Source organism: Pseudomonas sp. SWRI111 (assembly GCF_014268555.1).
GTDB lineage: Bacteria > Pseudomonadota > Gammaproteobacteria > Pseudomonadales > Pseudomonadaceae > Aquipseudomonas > Aquipseudomonas hamedanensis.
On sequence record NZ_JABWQQ010000027.1, the window covers coordinates 54220 to 70372 of the forward strand.

General features: G+C 61.5%; 10 protein-coding genes. 4 read left to right on the plus strand and 6 right to left on the minus strand.

The window, feature by feature from the left end:
• Positions 1-179: 179 nt before the first annotated feature.
• Genes HU755_RS23930 through pvdM form a run of 3 tightly spaced genes read right to left on the minus strand, consistent with a single transcriptional unit; the run spans position 180 to position 3788 of the window.
• A complete protein-coding gene (locus HU755_RS23930) occupies positions 180-1070 on the minus strand; it encodes a formylglycine-generating enzyme family protein (RefSeq protein WP_186637206.1) in 891 nt (296 codons plus the stop codon).
• A gap of 50 nt (positions 1071-1120) precedes the next feature.
• Positions 1121-2407 carry an aminotransferase class V-fold PLP-dependent enzyme gene (locus tag HU755_RS23935; RefSeq protein WP_186637209.1) on the minus strand — a complete coding sequence of 429 codons (1287 nt, stop codon included), beginning with the start codon at positions 2405-2407 and terminating at the stop codon, positions 1121-1123.
• Positions 2400-3788, minus strand: a complete 1389-nt coding sequence (gene pvdM / locus HU755_RS23940; protein ID WP_186637218.1) for a pyoverdine-tailoring dipeptidase-like protein PvdM — start codon at positions 3786-3788, stop codon at positions 2400-2402. The genes HU755_RS23935 and pvdM overlap by 8 nt, the downstream gene beginning before the upstream one ends.
• 183 nt (positions 3789-3971) lie before the next feature.
• On the opposite strand from pvdM, the gene HU755_RS23945 reads away from it, so the two are divergent.
• Positions 3972-5600 (plus strand): PvdJ/PvdD/PvdP-like protein, encoded by a 1629-nt coding sequence (locus HU755_RS23945; protein WP_186637221.1) that lies wholly within the window; start codon positions 3972-3974, stop codon positions 5598-5600.
• Positions 5601-5743: 143 nt separating this feature from the next.
• Here the strand turns inward: HU755_RS23945 and HU755_RS23950 are convergent, their stop codons facing one another.
• Genes HU755_RS23950 through HU755_RS23960 form a run of 3 tightly spaced genes read right to left on the minus strand, consistent with a single transcriptional unit; the run spans position 5744 to position 10292 of the window.
• The gene (locus HU755_RS23950; RefSeq protein WP_186637224.1) at positions 5744-7138 is read right to left on the minus strand and encodes an efflux transporter outer membrane subunit; all 1395 of its coding nucleotides are present in this window, start codon (positions 7136-7138) and stop codon (positions 5744-5746) included.
• Positions 7139-7145: 7 nt separating this feature from the next.
• The gene (locus HU755_RS23955; protein WP_186637227.1) at positions 7146-9116 is read right to left on the minus strand and encodes a MacB family efflux pump subunit; all 1971 of its coding nucleotides are present in this window, start codon (positions 9114-9116) and stop codon (positions 7146-7148) included.
• A complete protein-coding gene (locus HU755_RS23960) occupies positions 9117-10292 on the minus strand; it encodes an efflux RND transporter periplasmic adaptor subunit (RefSeq protein WP_186550993.1) in 1176 nt (391 codons plus the stop codon). It abuts the gene before it with no gap.
• Positions 10293-10614: 322 nt separating this feature from the next.
• Between HU755_RS23960 and HU755_RS23965 the strand changes: the two genes are divergently transcribed.
• The 3 genes from HU755_RS23965 (at position 10615) to mgtA (ending at position 15840) form a co-directional block, all read left to right on the plus strand.
• On the plus strand, positions 10615-11097 hold the full coding sequence (locus HU755_RS23965; protein WP_186550994.1) for a sigma-70 family RNA polymerase sigma factor: 483 nt from the start codon (positions 10615-10617) through the stop codon (positions 11095-11097).
• A gap of 134 nt (positions 11098-11231) precedes the next feature.
• Positions 11232-12569 (plus strand): lysine N(6)-hydroxylase/L-ornithine N(5)-oxygenase family protein, encoded by a 1338-nt coding sequence (locus HU755_RS23970; RefSeq protein WP_186550995.1) that lies wholly within the window; start codon positions 11232-11234, stop codon positions 12567-12569.
• 571 nt (positions 12570-13140) lie between these two features.
• Positions 13141-15840, plus strand: coding sequence for a magnesium-translocating P-type ATPase (gene mgtA, locus HU755_RS23975; protein WP_186637234.1), 2700 nt, complete (start codon positions 13141-13143; stop codon positions 15838-15840).
• Positions 15841-16153: the final 313 nt, after the last annotated feature.

A 16153-nucleotide genomic window follows, 5' to 3' on the forward strand; every position in this document is an offset into this window, starting at 1 on the left:
TTCGCGAGCAAGCTCGCTCCCACACAGGCTTATGGTGATGGTTCTGACCGGGTTCGGCACAAAAACTGTGGGAGCGAGCCTGCTAGCGAAGGCGTCAGGTCAGGCGATGCATCTGTAGCTGACAGTGCGCTTTAGCGAGCAAGCTCGCTCGCACCCGGATCTTGTCGTTTCGGCGCGTTTCAGAGATCGCGCACTACGCGAAAGCCGATCCAGTCGCCCCGGGTGGAGGGGTAGATATTGTTGCGGTTGCCAGAGCGCGAGAATACCGGCGCTTCGCCCCAGTCGTTGCCGCGGATGTTGTACGACTCGCAACCGGGTTCGACCCAGGCGCTGCCATCGGTTGGCGCGCCAACATAGTTGGGATGTTCGCAGTCGGCGATCCATTCGTAGACATTGCCATGCATGTCGTACACGCCAAAGGCGTTCGGCGGATAGCTACCCACCGGCGAGCTGAAGCTGTAGCCATCGGTCGGGCCGTAGGTGTTGGCATGCTTGGCGATGCTGTATTCGCCCGCTGCATCGAACGGGAACGGGAAGGGCCCGGTCGAGCCGGCGCGCGCGGCGTATTCGCGTTGGGCTTCGCTGACCATGCGGTAGTTCTGCCCGGTCTTTTTCGACAGCCAGGCGACATACGCCTGCACGTCGGCAAAATCCATGCACACCGCCGGTTGCCGCGGTTCCTGTTTATAGCGTGGTTTGCTTGCCACGCATTCGCGACCTGGGCGCGTATCGCCGTTGGCGATCTTCACCCCGGTTTCCTTGACGTAGCTGTCCCATTCACCGGCGGTGATCTGGAAGCGGCTCATGGCGAATGCCTTGGCAAACGTCACTTCGTGCATCGGGCCTTCGTCGGGCTCGCGGCCGACTTCGGTTTCCGGGGTGCCCATGGTGAATTTGCCCGCGGGCAACACGACCATTTCCGGGCAATTTTTGCAGTCCTTGAACACCTTGCCCGCCGGCAGCGGTTCGGCGGCCGCGGCGGTGCCCGGCAACAGGCCGGCGAGCGATGCGCTCAGCGCCAGCCCTGCCAGCAGTTTCAAGGTCGGGACGCGTCGCGTTGGGATAAGCATGTCACTGTTCATGTGGGGTCTCGAGCAAGGGAAGACAACAGTCGTGAAGGTCATAGCTGCGTGACCAGCAGCGTCATGAATCGATCGATTTCCGCTTCGGTGTTGAGCAGGCCCGGCGCGGTGCGCACCACCGGCCCGACGTCGCGTTCCACGGCATCGACCACCACGCGGTTTTTCATCAGGTAGGCGGCGATTTTGTCGCAGTCGCGGTCCTTGACCCGGAAGAAGGTGAACCCGGCCGACAGTGCCGGGCTCAGCGGCGTCACCAGCTCGATCTGCGGATGTTCTTGCAGGCGTCGCTTGAGATACGTGTTGAGTTCATGGATGCGTGCCTGCACCTCGGCCTTGCCCAGTTGCAGATGCAACTTGAACGCTTCGCTCAACGCCCAGCGATGTTCGAAGGCGTGATAGCCGCCGGGTGACATGCTGGTGGCGAAGTCGGTGTCTTGAGAGAACGTCGGCACGCTCGGCGTGACGTCCCTGAGCTGCTCGGAACGGGCACAGATGATCCCGGTGCCGCGCGGGCCGAACATCCATTTATGGGTGCCGGCAATGAAGAAATCGCAGTGCATGTCCGGGAAGCTGAGGTCTTCCACACCAAAGCCGTGAACGCCATCGACCACATAGAGAATCCGGTCGGCGTCGGCGCGCGTGCGGTTGACCTCATCGACCAGTTTGCCAATCTCGCCGATGGGCAGTTTCACGCCGCTGCCCGATTGCACCCACGTCATGCCCAACACCCGAGTGTTGGGGCGAATCGCCTGGCGAATCGCGCTCAGCACTTCCTCTGTCGAGACCCGATGGGCGTCTTCGAACAGTTTGATCTTGCGAACCTGCGTGCCTTGCTTCTTCACCCGGAAGTCGAGGCTGAACTCGGTCGAATAATGCTCGTGAACGGTAGTGAGAATCTCCTGATCCGCACGCACATGAATACCGCCGTAGATCGCGGCGAGACCTTCGGTGGTGCTGCCCGTCAGGGCGATCTGCGCCGGTTTGGCTTGCAGATAACGCCCGGCCCATTCGCGCACCTCGGCCTCGTGCTTCCAGGTTTCCTCGAGGTCCCAATCCATCATCAAGCCCGGGTTGCGGTCGAGGGTTGCGCGGTGCCGGTCGATGGCTTCCTGCACCGGACGCGGGTGCGAAGTGATGAGAAAGTTGGAGAAGTGCAGGTAGGCGGGATCCTGATTGAACAGTTGGCGCAGTTGCGCCCACTTGTCCTTCGGCACGGCTGTCGCAATCGCTGCGGCGCCTGGCGCCGAGGCGTGAACGGCAGCGCCCAGCGGCAGGCTGGCGGCAAGGATGCCGGCCTGTTTGAGAAAAGTACGACGGTCAGTCATGGGGACGGTTCGCTTCTGCTCGCAAAGAAGAATTCAGGCTGGCCACGGGTTTCGCAGCTTTTTGCACCTGGTCCCAGACGCGCAGGAAGTTGCCGCCCCAGAGCTTGGCGATGTCGGCTTCGGAATAGCCGCGCTGCAACAGTTCGGCGGTGACGTTGCGGATCTCGCCGACGTTTTCCCAGCCTTTGACGCCGCCGCCCTCATTGAAGTCCGAGGCGATGCCGACGTGGTCGATGCCGATTTTGCGCACGGTGTAATCGATCGCATCGCCGAGATCCTTGAGCGTGGCTTTCGGCTCTTCTTCGAGGATTGCGTACAGCTGGCCGGCGTACTGGCCGAACTTCTGTTCCGGCCACGCGGCGATGATCGGATCGCCCGGCATCAACGCCATCGCCAGGTTCGGCAGCGGTGGCAGATCAAAGCGTGCGCGCAGGGCGTTGAGTTTGTCCTGGGTGCCTTGGGTCAGCGGTCGCAGGTAGGCCGAGAAACCGACCACTTGCACCACGCCACCGCTTTGCTTGATCAGTTGCATCTCCTTGTCGCTGAGGTTGCGCGGAATATCCACCGAGGCACGCGGCGCCGAATGCGAGGCGACCATAGGCGTGCGGCTCAGTTGTGCGACTTGCTCCAGGGCCTTGGTCGACATCTGCGAAACGTCGATGATCACGCCCAGGTCGTTGAGGCGGTGCACGGCTTGCTTGCCGACCTCCGAGAGGCCGTTTAGGGCGTCCGGGGAATCATTGAAAAACGGCAGCGGTCGCGACGAATCGCTCCACTGGTTGTTGCCGATGTAACTGAAGCCGAACATGCGCATGCCGCGCGCAGCCCAGGTGTCCAGCAGGTCCAGATCGTTGCCCAGCGGATAGGCGTTAAGCATGCTGATGAAGATGGCAAACTTGCCTTCGCCGTGCAGACGGCGGAAGTCATCCGGGGTGTAGGCGATGGCGACCTGATTGGGGAAGTCGCGAACCATGCCGGAGATGATTTTGTAGCGCACCTCCTGCTGGTTGCGCGCCTCCTCGACAAAACCGTCGGTGGGCTTGTGGGGCGCGTTCGGGCCGTTCCACATTTCCGGCCAGCCAAAGATCGTCAGCGCTGCACCGGACAGACGTCCGCGACTGGCCTTGACCAGGTCGAACTGGCCACTGCCGTCCTTGTCGACCTCATTGCCGGCAGTACCGAAATCCAGCGGCACGGTGATGTGGCTGTCGAACGAGAGCAAGCGATCCTGCAGTTCATCGGCCTGTTTGAGCACCTTGGCCGGGTAGCCAGGGTTGTCCTTGAACCAGTGATCCCAGGCGGCAAAGCCTGCACCGGCGCTGATCGCCAGAGCCAGCGGCAGGCCGATGTATAGAGCCTTTTTCGAACGTGGTTTTGTCATTGCCATCTCAGTCAGTTCGCCGTCGAGGTGCAGGCGCAGAGGCCTTTGCTATCTGGAAAGAACGAGCGATTGGGCAGGAAATTTAGCTGGCCCGAAAAGATCGCAGCGCTCGCGTAAATTTGCCCGCTCAGCAAACGTTCTAGCTTGGATAAAGCCTGCTTCATGGCTGACACAGGTAGGGCAATGAAGATTTCTCGACGATGGTTCATGGCAGGCCTGGCGCTGACCGGCGCTGCCGTGCCTGCCGCGTTTTACGGGCATCGCCAATGGACGAAGCCTGATCCGACGATCACGCCCGGCGAAGCTACGGTCGATCTGGCGGACACGGCCGGTCAGCAATTGGCGAATGCCTTGCGCGGGGTCTGGAGCATTCGTTTCGACGGCGCGCGAATCGGCTTCGATGACTTGCCGCTGCACGGACTGGAACTGTTTCTTGATGTTGCCCAGCGCGGCCGCGGTTTGCGCGGCTATCTGGATAGCGCGCAACGCCTGCGCGGTGACGAGGAGCCGCGTTACCGGATCATTGGCGATCTGGCGCAGGGCAAACCTGCCGAGTTGTACTGGCGTCTGATTGATTCACGGGCGGCGGACGGCGCGCCGACTTATGAACTGGCCGTGGTGCTGGATGAGGTCTGGGCCGATTTCGGCAATGCCGGCAGTGGCACGATCAGTGGGCGCATTGTGCGCCTGGATCGACCGCTGGGTCTGCCCGAGCAGGACAACCGTTTCGTCGCGCACAAACAGCTGTTTCCCGAGGCACGCCAGCGCATCGGTCTCAACCCGACCTTGCTGGCCTGGCTGATTTCTCCCGAACATCGTCTGTTCCATCAGCTCTGGCATGCGTCGCGTGACAAGTGGCATACCTTGCCCGAAGACAAGCGTGAAGCGTTGCGCGGTATCGGCTGGCAGCCGGGGCCGCGCGACAAGGAACGGGACGCGCGTGGGCCGCGCAAAGATCGCAATGGCTCGGGCATCGACTTCTTTTTCATGCACCGGCACATGCTCGGTACGGCGCGCTCGATGCAGGACTTGCCGTCGTGGCCGGCCTTCCCGATGCCGCAGCCGGAGCTTGAACGCGATCGCCAGGGATTTGCCCGTTATTTTGATAACCATGACGGCTACGCCTTGCCCCCGACCTGGATCGCCAGCGATGACGCTGACTACACCCAGTGGGTCAGCGACATCAAAACGGCGGAGACCTATCACAGCAACTTTCAGGTCTGGGAGTCGCAGTACCGCGACCCGCGTTATCTGTCGAAGCTGACCCTGGGGCAATTGGGTTCAGAGATGGAGCTGGGTCTGCATGACTGGCTGCACATGCGCTGGGCCTCGGTACCGCGTGATCCGTCCAACGGTCAGCCAGTGCCGTTCGCCCGCGATCCGGCGGATTTCTCCGCGCGCTGGTACGCCGCTGAAAACGACTTTCTGGGCGATCCGTTTTCCTCCCATGTGAATCCGGTGTTCTGGCATTTTCACGGCTGGATCGACGATCGCCTCGAAGACTGGTTCAGGGCGCACGAGCGTTTTCATCCGGGCGAAGTCCGTCGTCAGCAGGTCAATGGCGTGGACTGGTTCGCGCCGGGACGCTGGGTCGAGATCGATGATCCGTGGCTGGGCCCGGTCACCCATGGCTGCAGCACGACGCCGGGTTTGCAGGTCGGCAAGTCGATGGAAATGGACCCGGAAACCATGAAGCTGGCGCTGCGCATTACCTTCAGCGAAGACGAGAAAATCCTCTCCGGATTGTTCCGCCGCGTGCCGAAGCGCCCGTGGTATGCGCGCCATTTGAAGGTCAGGCAAAAAGAGGTTTGACGTCGGTCATGCGGGTTCAGCAGATATTTTGTCTGGACCCGACACCGCCTTCGCGAGCAGGCTCGCTCCCACAATGATTCTGTATTCGCAGGACAAAATGTGGGAGCGAGCCTGCTCGCGAAGACAGTTTCGCCGGCGCCGGATTACTGCGCCTGCCACCCCCCACCCAGCGCCTTGTACAAGGCAATGCTTGCCTGCAACCGCGACAGTCGCAATTGCACGTTCTGATCCTGCGCCGCGTACAGCGTGCGCTGGGTTTCCAGCACGGTCAGCAAGTCTTCGGCGCCGGCCTGATAGCGGCTCTGGGCGATGTTGAAGGCAACCTGGGCCTGGTTCAGTTCTTCGCTTTGCCACTGCCGTTGTTCGTCCAGCCCGCGGATGCTGTTGAGGGCTTTTTCGACGTCGGCAAAGCCGTTGATGATTGCGCCGCGATAGTTTTGCAACAGCTCTTCCTGGCGGGCGCTGGCCTTGTCGCGTTCGGCACTGAGACGGCCGTTGTTGAAGATCGGCGCCACCAGTCCGGCGGTCAGGTTGTAGAAAGGACTGCGCAGCATGTCGCTGAACCGATCGGAGCCCGAACCCAGTTCGGCGCTGAGGGTGACGCTGGGCAGCATCTTCGCCCGAGCCACCGTGACGTCGGCACGGGCGGCGGCCAACTGCGCTTCGGCACGGGCGATGTCCGGACGGCGGTTGAGCAGTTCACTCGGTACGCCGGCACCGATGACCGGCCATTGCAATTGATCAAAGTTTTCCTCGCTGGCCGGCAATTCCTGGACCGGGCGGCCGAGGAGGGCGGCGAGGGTGATTCTGGCTTCTTGCGCCTGTTGTTGCACTCGGGGTAATTGGCGCTGTTGCGCCGCTACCAGGCTTTTTTGCTGAGCCAGTTCAAGGGCCGTGGCCGAGCCTGAGTCGAAACGCGTCTGGACCAGCTTGAGTACGCTCAGGGCGTTGTTCAGATTGAGCTCGGCGATACGGCTTTGCTCGTTCAACGACAAGGTTTGCGCGTAGCTGTCGGCGACGCTGCCGAGCAGGGTCAGCTCAACCGTGGCCTGATCGAATTCGCTGGCGCGCAGGTTCAATTGTGCGCTGTCGCGGCTGGCGCGTTGGCCGCCCCAGAAGTCGATTTCATAGCTGGCGTTGAGATTGGCATCAAAGTAATCCACCGCCTTGTTGCTGCTGTCGGCGTCCAGTTGGCTGTAGCCGTTGCCGCGCAGCAGCTTTTGTCGATTGGCGTTCATGCCTGCCTTGACCTCTGGCAGTAACGAGCCGCCGGCGATCACGGTGGTGGCACGGGCCTGCTGCACGCGCGCGACCGCAGCGGCCAGGTCGAAACTGCCGGCCCGGGCCTGGCTGATCAAGCCGTCAAGTTCGCGGCTGCCGAACTGCGTCCACCATTGTGCGTCGTTGCGCACGAGGCGGTCGTTGTGCGGCATCTGCCACGCGGCGGGCGGCTGGATGCCGCTCTGCGGACGCTGGGCGGGGCTGCCGCAAGCGCTGAGCAACAGGCACACGGTCAAGAGACTGAGACACGGTTTCATAGATCGATCATTCACTGGTAAGGGCCGTGACCGGGTCGAGCCGGGCAGCTTTGCGAGCGGGCATGAAGCCGAAGACGACGCCGGTGACCAGGGCGCAGCCAAACGCGCCGAGTACCGCCAGCAAGGAAAAGGCGACGGCGACTTCGCTGATCAGCAGGACCCCGCCGACCAGCAGCGCGAGGACGATGCCGGCCAGTCCGCCGACCACCGAAAGCATCACCGCCTCGGTGAGGAACTGTCGCAAAATGTCGCGTTGGCGCGCGCCGGTCGCCATGCGGATACCGATCTCGCGGGTGCGCTCGCGCACGGTCATGAGCATGATGTTCATCACGCCGATGCCGCCCACCAGCAGCGAGATCGCGGCAATCGAGCCGAGCATCAGCGACAGGGTGTTTTGCGTGCGGGCCTCGGCCTGAATCATCGCCGCGTTGTTGGTCAGTTCGTAATCGCGTTTGCCGTGCAGGCGTCGCATCAGGTCGTCGATGGCCAGCTCGGCTTCTTTGACCTTGCGTGCATCACTGGCGGCAATCACCACGTATTCCGGCGTGTGCCCGCCGAGCAGGCGAATGGCCGCGGCGGAGTAGGGCACCGCGATCCGGTTGTCGCTGTCCTGGTCGCCGGAGCTTGCACCCTTTTCGGCAAGCACGCCGACCACCTGGAACGGCACGTTTTCGATGAGGATGTACTGGCCGATCGGGTCGGCGACGCCTTTGAGCAGTTTGTCGCGAATCTTCGTGCCGATCACCGCCACTGGCGCTGCGTTGCGCTCGTCGGCGTCGGTGAAGTAACTGCCCTGGATCACCGGCCAGTTGAAGATGCTCGGGAAGTTGGTGTCGTTGCCGCCGACATAAGCGCTCTGGTCGAGGTTGCCGAAACGCACCACCACTTCGGCGCCGGCCACCGGCATGATGCGTTTGACTTGTGGCAGGGTTTTCAGCGCCGCCACGTCATCCAGGGTGATGATGCCCTGCGGCGTGCGCGGATTGGGCGAGGCGCCACCCAGGTACAAAAGGTTCGAACCGAACGCGCCCATTTGCGCCATGACCTGGCGCTTGCTACCTTCGCCGACCGCAAGCATGACCACCACCGAGGCGACGCCAATGACGATGCCGAGCAGGGTCAGCGCGGTGCGAAAGCGGTTGATCCACATGACTCGCCACGCCGCTTGCACGGCATCGACCAGTTCGCCTTTCCAGGCGCCCGTGGCTTCGGCGCCTTCGCTGAGGCGTTTGCGCAAGTCCACGGCCTGCAAGGCGCCGGGATTGGCCGAGGTTTGTGCGTGAGGCGTTTCCTCGGCGCTGTCACTGATGATCAGCCCGTCGCGAATCTCGATGATGCGCTTGGCGCGGGCGGCGACTTCGCGATCGTGCGTGATCAGAATCACCACGTGGCCCTGGCTCGCCAGCTCGTCGAGCAGCGCCATGACCTCTTTGCCGCTGTGGCTGTCGAGCGCACCGGTCGGTTCGTCGGCAAGGATGATATGGCCACCGTTCATCAAGGCCCGGGCAATCGAAACCCGCTGCTGCTGACCGCCGGATAATTGATGCGGGCGGTTGCCTGTGCGTTCAGCCAGACCCAGGCGCTGCAGCAGGGCCGCCGCCCGGGCGTGGCGCTCGGCGGCAGGCGTGCCGGCATAAATGGCCGGCATCTCGACGTTTTCCTGCGCGGAGCTCGACGGAATCAGGTGATAACCCTGAAACACAAAGCCAAAGGCTTCGCGGCGCAACCAGGCCAGTTCATCGCTGCTCAGGTGGGCGACGTTTTCCCCGGCGAACAGGTATTCGCCCGAGGTCGGCCGGTCGAGGCAGCCAAGGATGTTCATCAGCGTCGACTTGCCGGAGCCGGAAGCGCCGACGATCGCCACGAACTCGCCGGCATGAATCGACAGGTCGATCCCGCGCAGCACGTCGACTTGCGGCGTGTCCTGACCGCCGTAGGATTTGCGGATGTCTTTGAGGTCGATCAGCGGCGTTGGCATTTAGCTTCCGCTGCCTTCGGCCGGGCCGATCAACAGATAATCGCCTTCTTGCAGGCCGTCGAGGATCTGCACCTGCAAGCGGTCGCTGAGCCCGGTGCGGACCTGACGGTGCTCGATGTCGCCGTTCTTCGCCACGACGCGCGCGGTCTGGCTGCCGGCTTGCAGGCCGTCGCTGTGCAGGGCGGCGACCGGAGCAGTCAGCACGCCTTTGGCGGCGCCGGCGACGAAGAACACCTGGGTGGTCATCTCGGCCATCAGCGCGTTGTCGCCGTTTTCGACATCGAGCAACACCGTATAGAGCACCACACGACCGCTGCCGCTTTTGTTCGTGCTATTGGGGCTGCCGCTGCCCTGGCTGGTCTGGTCCAGCGGTTTCGGCGGCACCGGCAGGATCTGCCGCACGGTGCTGCTCCAGCGCCGGTTGCCGCCGCTCAGGGTGGTGAAGTAAGCGCTCATGCCGGGTTTGACGTGGCCAATGTCGGCCTCGGAAACCTCCGCCCACACGGTCATCGGTGACAGCTTGGCGATCCGCAGGATCAAGGGTGTCTGCTGCTGTGCGTTGAGGGTCTGGCCTTCGCGGGCATCGATATTGACCACCGTGCCCGACATCGGCGCATAAATGCGCGTGTAGCCCAGCTCGGCCTGATCGCTGCGCAGGCTCGCCTGGGCCTGGCGAATCTGCGCCTGGAACATGTCGATGCGCGCCTGGGTGGCTTTCAATTCAGCGCGGGCGGTCTGCACGTCTTCTTCACGGGTCGCGCCACCGGCGGCGAGGTTCTGCTGACGCTGGAATTTCTGTTGCGCCAGTTCGTGCTGGGCGCGTTGTTCCTGCAGTTGCGCCTTGAGATTCTCGATGGAGAACTGTCCGGCGTCGAGTTTGGCTTTTTGTGTCGACGGATCGATTTCCACCAACAACTGGCCTTCCTTGACCACGTCACCGACTTCCACGTGGATCTTCTGGATCTGGCCCGAGGCCTGCGCACCGACGTCCACGTAACGCCGCGGTTGCAGGGTGCCCAGCGCGGTGACGCTACTTTCTATATCACCCCGGGTGACTTGCACGGTGGTGAATTTATCCCGGCCTGGCGGCAGGAATTGCCACGCGGCATAAGCGACAACCGGGATCAGACAAAGGATTGCGAGCAGCGCGCGTCGGGCAGGGCGGGGACGTTTCATGCAGGGTTCCGGCCAGTGAAAATCGGCCCGTCGTTCTTGCTGGCAGACAGATTCGGGCAGCATGAACGCTGTCGCAGGGGCGCGACAGATACGGGGAGCTGTCCTGTAAACGATAGACAGGCGAGGGAATTTAAGCGCAGACACACGAAGTAACAGCTATAGACGAGGATTTTTTATCAGGCAATGACAAACACCACTTTAAATCTATATGAGAATTACTATAAATTACGCGGCTCAAGCTGCCACTATCTTGCTACTGCGTCTGACGCGCTCGTGGATCAGTGTGCCTAGCACAGAACCCGCAGGTTTGCGGCCGGGAGTCATGTTGGAAAACTACTATCGAGAGCTGGTGTGTTTCCTGAACGCCAAGCTCGGCAACCGTCAGGTCGCCGAAGATGTGGTGCATGACGCTTATCTGCGTGTGCTGGAGCGTTCCAGCGACACGCCGATCGAGCAACCCCGGGCGTTTCTTTATCGCACGGCGCTGAATCTGGTCATCGATGACCATCGGCGCAATGCGCTGCGTCAGGTCGAGCCGCTGGAAGTACTCGATAACGAAGAGCGCTATTTCGCGCAATCTCCGCAGTGCCCTCTGGACCATGGTCAACGCCTGGACATGCTTCAGCGTGCATTGGCAGAACTGTCGCCAGCGTGCCGCGAGAGTTTTCTGCTGCGCAAGATCGAGGGCCTGTCGCACGCTGAAATTGCCGAACAGCTTGGCATTTCCAAAGCGCTGGTCGAGAAACACATTGTCAACGCCATGAAACATTGCCGCCTGCGCATCAAACAATGGGATGCCCATTGAGCTGCCGGCGTTAAATTTTATTTCACTGTCCTCGTTCCTACTCAACAGACGACCTGCTGTCCTGCACAAGGCCAGACGGGTTACTTAGGCTCTCCTTGCCCCTTGTTGAGGGGTTCATCCAGAGGACACTGGAAATGACTCAGGCAATTGCATCGCCCATCGTTCACGACCTGATCGGCGTCGGTTTCGGCCCTTCGAACCTGGCGCTGGCCATCGCTCTGCAAGAGCGCGGTCCGAGCCACGGCGAGCTGGATGTGCTGTTCCTCGACAAGCAGGCCGACTACAGCTGGCACGGCAACACCCTGTCGACGCAAAGCGAGTTGCAGATTTCCTTCCTCAAGGATCTGGTGACCTTGCGCAATCCGACCAGCCCGTATTCGTTCGTCAACTACCTCAAGCACCACGGGCGTCTGGTCGATTTCATCAACCTCGGCACCTTTTATCCGTGCCGCATGGAATACAACGACTACCTGCGCTGGGTGGCCGGGCAGTTCACCGCGCAGAGCCGGTATGGCGAAGAAGTGCTGACCATCGAGCCGGTACTGCACAACCATCAAGTTGAGGCGTTGCGGGTGATTTCCCGTGGCAGCGACGGCCAGCAGTTCGTGCGCACTACGCGTTCAGTGGTGGTCAGCGCCGGCGGCACGCCGCGTATTCCCGAGGCGTTCAAGGCGCTGAAAGGCGATCGCCGGGTGTTCCACCATTCGCAATACCTGTCGCAAATGGCCAAACAGCCGTGTGTGAACAATCAGCCAATGAGCATCGCGATCATTGGCGGCGGGCAGAGTGCGGCAGAAGCGTTCATTGACCTGAACGATTCGTTCCCGTCGGTGCAGGTCGACATGATTTTGCGCGGTTCGGCGCTGAAACCGGCGGACGACAGCCCGTTCGTCAACGAAGTGTTCTCGCCGGAGTTCACCGACCTGGTATTCCAGCAGAACAGCGCCGAGCGCGAGCGCCTGGTCAACGAGTACCACAACACCAACTATTCGGTGGTCGACATCGATCTGATCGAGCGCATCTACGGCATCTTCTATCGCCAGAAGGTCTCCGGTGTCGCCCGTCACGCATTCCGCACTTTGACCACCGTCGAGAAAGCCACGGCGACCGAAAACGGTGTCGAACTGGCCGTGCGCAACAACGCCACGGGTGAGGTCACGGTGCGTCATTACGATGCCGTGGTCCTGGCCACCGGTTACGAACGCCAGATGCACCGCCAGTTGCTGGCGCCGCTGGAAGAATACCTGGGCGACTTCGAGGTCGATCGCAACTACAAACTGATCACTGACGAGCGCTGCAAGGCCGGTATCTACATGCAGGGTTTCTGTCAGGCCAGTCATGGCCTGAGCGATACACTGCTGTCGGTGCTGCCGATCCGTGCCGATGAAATTGCCGGCTCGTTGTACGAGCATGGCAAGCATCGCGGGCACAGCCGTTCGGTGGCAGACCTGTTGCTGGCCACCGCCAGCTGAGTTCTGCATCGCCCGACACACCGCCTTCGCGAGCAGGCTCGCTCCCACAATGATTCTGTGTACGCAGGACAAAATGTGGGAGCGAGCCTGCTCGCGAAGGGGCCGTTGAACGCAGCGAAAATGCTGAATCTGAACCCCTCCTGAACACCCGCCACATTCTCTCCGATCACCTCTTTTTCCGGTTTACTCCCCAAACATCGGGGCGTAAGCTTCTCGCGTTTTCAACCAAAGCGGAGACCCACAGTGGGTACTTGTTCGAGTGACAGTTGTCGGCCGGTCTCGGTAACCGGCAGATTCTCGGCAAGATAACGCGCAGCCTTTCCCTGCCGTTGTCTCGCCGAAAAAAGCGAGCAGCGGCATCCCGTGCATGGCCCGTCCCGGGGCATGTCTCGACGTCCTTCTCATCGACGCTGAACGATGCGTGATTGCGACTTGCTGTCGTGATCGCACGCTATCGACACGCCGGTCTTTTTGACCGGCGCGCCACGCCTTGCCGTGCCGGCTTTTCCGGTGGCAGCGGCGCGGCCGTACCTGCTTGACGGTTTCCCGGCTGACCATAGGGGCCACAGCCATGAAACTGACGCTCAAGGAATTTTTCGCAGGTTTTCTGCGCACTCGCCACATCGCCCGGCACTTTCGTCGCCTGGCGCTGCTGGAATCGATCAACGACACCACGGTCAGCCGTGAAGTGCCGCCAACCCTGGCCAATACGCTGGTCGATGCCGCCCAGGGCGACAGCACCGCCGTGTTGTCCGCACTGGGTACGCACGGCGATGGCCTCAATGATGTCGAGGCCGCCGCGCTGCGTGTGCAATACGGACTCAATGAAGTCGAACACGAGCAGCCGCTGCCGTGGTGGGTGCACTTGTGGCACTGCTACAAAAACCCGTTCAACCTGCTGCTGACTTTGCTCGCGGTGATCTCGTGGCTGACTGAAGACCTCAAGGCCGCCGTGGTGATTTTTTCCATGGTAGTGCTGTCGACGCTGCTGCGCTTCTGGCAGGAAAGCAAATCCAACCAGGCCGCCGATGCGCTCAAAGCCATGGTCAGCAATACCGCTACGGTGCTGCGCCGTGATGCGCCGCGCCGCGAATTGCCGATCAAGCAACTGGTGCCGGGCGATCTCATTGCACTCTCGGCCGGCGACATGATTCCCGCCGATTGCCGGGTGCTCAGTGCCAAGGATCTGTTTGTCAGTCAGGCCGCGATGACCGGGGAATCGATGCCGGTGGAGAAATTCGCCCATCAGGCGCAACGCGACACGCGCAATCCACTGGAGCTGGACAACATTGTGTTCATGGGCACCAACGTGGTCTCCGGCACCGCGGTGGCGGTGGTCCTGACCACCGGCAACCGCACCTATTTCGGTGCGCTGGCGCAGCGCGTCGGAGCGACCGACCGAGCGGTGACGTCCTTCCAGATGGGCGTGAACAAAGTCAGTTGGCTATTGATCCGGTTCATGTTCGTGATGGCGCCGCTGGTGCTGTTCATCAATGGTTTCACCAAGGGCGACTGGACCGAAGCGCTGCTGTTCGCCCTGTCGATTGCCGTCGGCCTGACCCCGGAAATGCTGCCGATGATCGTCACCTCAACCCTGGCCAAGGGTGCGGTATTCCTGTCGCGCAAGAAAGTCATCGTCAAGCGCCTCGACGCGATCCAGAACTTCGGCGCGATGGACGTGCTGTGCACCGACAAGACCGGCACGCTGACTCAGGACAAGATTTTTCTGGCGCGCCACGTCGACGTCTGGGGTGAGGACTGCGACGACGTGCTGGAAATGGCCTACTTGAACAGCTACTACCAGACCGGCCTGAAAAACCTGCTGGATGTCGCCGTGCTGGAACACGTGGAAGTCCACCGCGAATTGAAAGTCGGCACGGCGTTTCGCAAAGTCGACGAGATCCCGTTTGACTTCAATCGGCGGCGCATGTCGGTGGTGGTTGAAGGGCGCGGCCAGCCGCATCAATTGATCTGCAAAGGCGCGGTGGAAGAAGTGCTGGCGGTGTGCAGCCGAGTGCGTCACGGCGAGGCCGATGAAGCCCTCAGTGAAGAATTGCTGACGCGGATTCGTCAGGTCACCGCAACCTTCAATGCCGAGGGCTTGCGCGTCGTTGCAGTGGCCGCGCGCTCGATGCCCCAAGGACGCGACACTTACAGCCTGGCCGATGAGCAGCAACTGACGCTGATCGGCTACGTGGCGTTCCTCGACCCACCCAAGGAAAGCACCGCGCCGGCGCTCAAGGCCTTGGCCGAACATGGCGTGGCGGTGAAGGTGCTGACCGGCGACAACGAGTTGGTCACCGCCAAGATCTGCCGCGAAGTGGGCCTCGCCCAACAGGGATTGCTGCTGGGCAATGACGTCGAGCGCATGAGCGATGCCGAACTGGCCGTGGCCGTGGCAACCACCAACGTTTTCGCCCGCCTGACGCCATCGCACAAAGAGCGCATCGTGCGTCTGCTAAAGGGCAATGGCCACGTGGTCGGGTTCATGGGTGACGGGATCAACGATGCGCCGGCATTGCGCACCGCCGACATCGGTATTTCCGTGGACAGCGCGGTAGACATTGCCAAGGAAGCGGCCGACATCATCCTCTTGGAAAAGAGCCTGATGGTGCTGGAGGAGGGCGTGCTCGAAGGGCGGCGTACCTTCGCCAACATGCTCAAGTACATCAAGATGACCGCCAGTTCCAACTTCGGCAACGTGTTCTCGGTGCTGGTCGCCAGTGCGTTCATTCCGTTTCTGCCGATGTTGCCGATGCACCTGCTGGTGCAGAACCTGCTCTATGACATTTCGCAGATCGCCATTCCGTTCGATAACGTCGACGAGGACATGCTGAAAAAACCACAGCGCTGGCAGCCGGGCGACGTCGGACGCTTCATGCTGTTCTTCGGCCCGATCAGTTCGATTTTCGACATCACCACCTTTGCCTTGATGTGGTACGTGTTCGCCGCCAACACGCCGGAGCAGCAGACCCTGTTTCAGTCTGGCTGGTTCGTGGTCGGGTTGCTGACCCAGACGCTGATCGTGCACATGATCCGCACGCCGAAGATTCCGTTCCTGCAGAGCCGTGCCGCAATGCCGTTGCTGGTGATGACCGCGATCATCATGGCGGTCGGCATCTTTCTGCCGATGGGACCGCTGGCGCACTACTTCAAACTGCAGGCGCTGCCGTCGCTGTACTTCGTGTTCCTGCCGGTGATTCTGCTGGCGTACATGGCGCTGACTCAAGCGGTGAAAGGGTTCTACATTCGCCGGTTTGGCTGGCAATAACACCACGGCCATCACTGTTATTCCCTGATGGGAGCGGGCTTGCTCGCGAAAGCGCAGTGTCAGCCGCAGATGCGTTGGCTGACGAAACGCCTTCGCGGGCAAGCCCGCTCCCACAGGTTTCGTCGGTGTGTTCGCGGTAGTGGCAACACTGGAAAGCCAGTGTGGGAGCCAGCCTGCTCGCGAAAGCGCAGTGTCAGTTGCAGGTGCGTTTACTGACGATACGCCTTCGCGGGCAGGCCCGCTCCCACAGGTTTCGGCGGTGTGTTCGCGATAGTGGCAACACTAAAAAACGATGTGGGAGCGGGCTTGCTCG

Bases quoted from the DNA above. Each gene is read 5' to 3' on its own strand.
- HU755_RS23960 (WP_186550993.1), bottom strand. From the start codon at position 10,292: ATGAAACGTCCCCGCCCTGCCCGACGCGCGCTGCTCGCAATCCTTTGT.
- HU755_RS23965 (WP_186550994.1), top strand. From the start codon at position 10,615: ATGTTGGAAAACTACTATCGAGAGCTGGTGTGTTTCCTGAACGCCAAG.
- HU755_RS23930 (WP_186637206.1), bottom strand. From the start codon at position 1,070: ATGCTTATCCCAACGCGACGCGTCCCGACCTTGAAACTGCTGGCAGGG.
- HU755_RS23955 (WP_186637227.1), bottom strand. From the start codon at position 9,116: ATGCCAACGCCGCTGATCGACCTCAAAGACATCCGCAAATCCTACGGC.
- HU755_RS23970 (WP_186550995.1), top strand. From the start codon at position 11,232: ATGACTCAGGCAATTGCATCGCCCATCGTTCACGACCTGATCGGCGTC.
- HU755_RS23935 (WP_186637209.1), bottom strand. From the start codon at position 2,407: ATGACTGACCGTCGTACTTTTCTCAAACAGGCCGGCATCCTTGCCGCC.
- HU755_RS23945 (WP_186637221.1), top strand. From the start codon at position 3,972: ATGAAGATTTCTCGACGATGGTTCATGGCAGGCCTGGCGCTGACCGGC.
- pvdM (WP_186637218.1), bottom strand. From the start codon at position 3,788: ATGACAAAACCACGTTCGAAAAAGGCTCTATACATCGGCCTGCCGCTG.
- HU755_RS23950 (WP_186637224.1), bottom strand. From the start codon at position 7,138: ATGAAACCGTGTCTCAGTCTCTTGACCGTGTGCCTGTTGCTCAGCGCT.
- mgtA (WP_186637234.1), top strand. From the start codon at position 13,141: ATGAAACTGACGCTCAAGGAATTTTTCGCAGGTTTTCTGCGCACTCGC.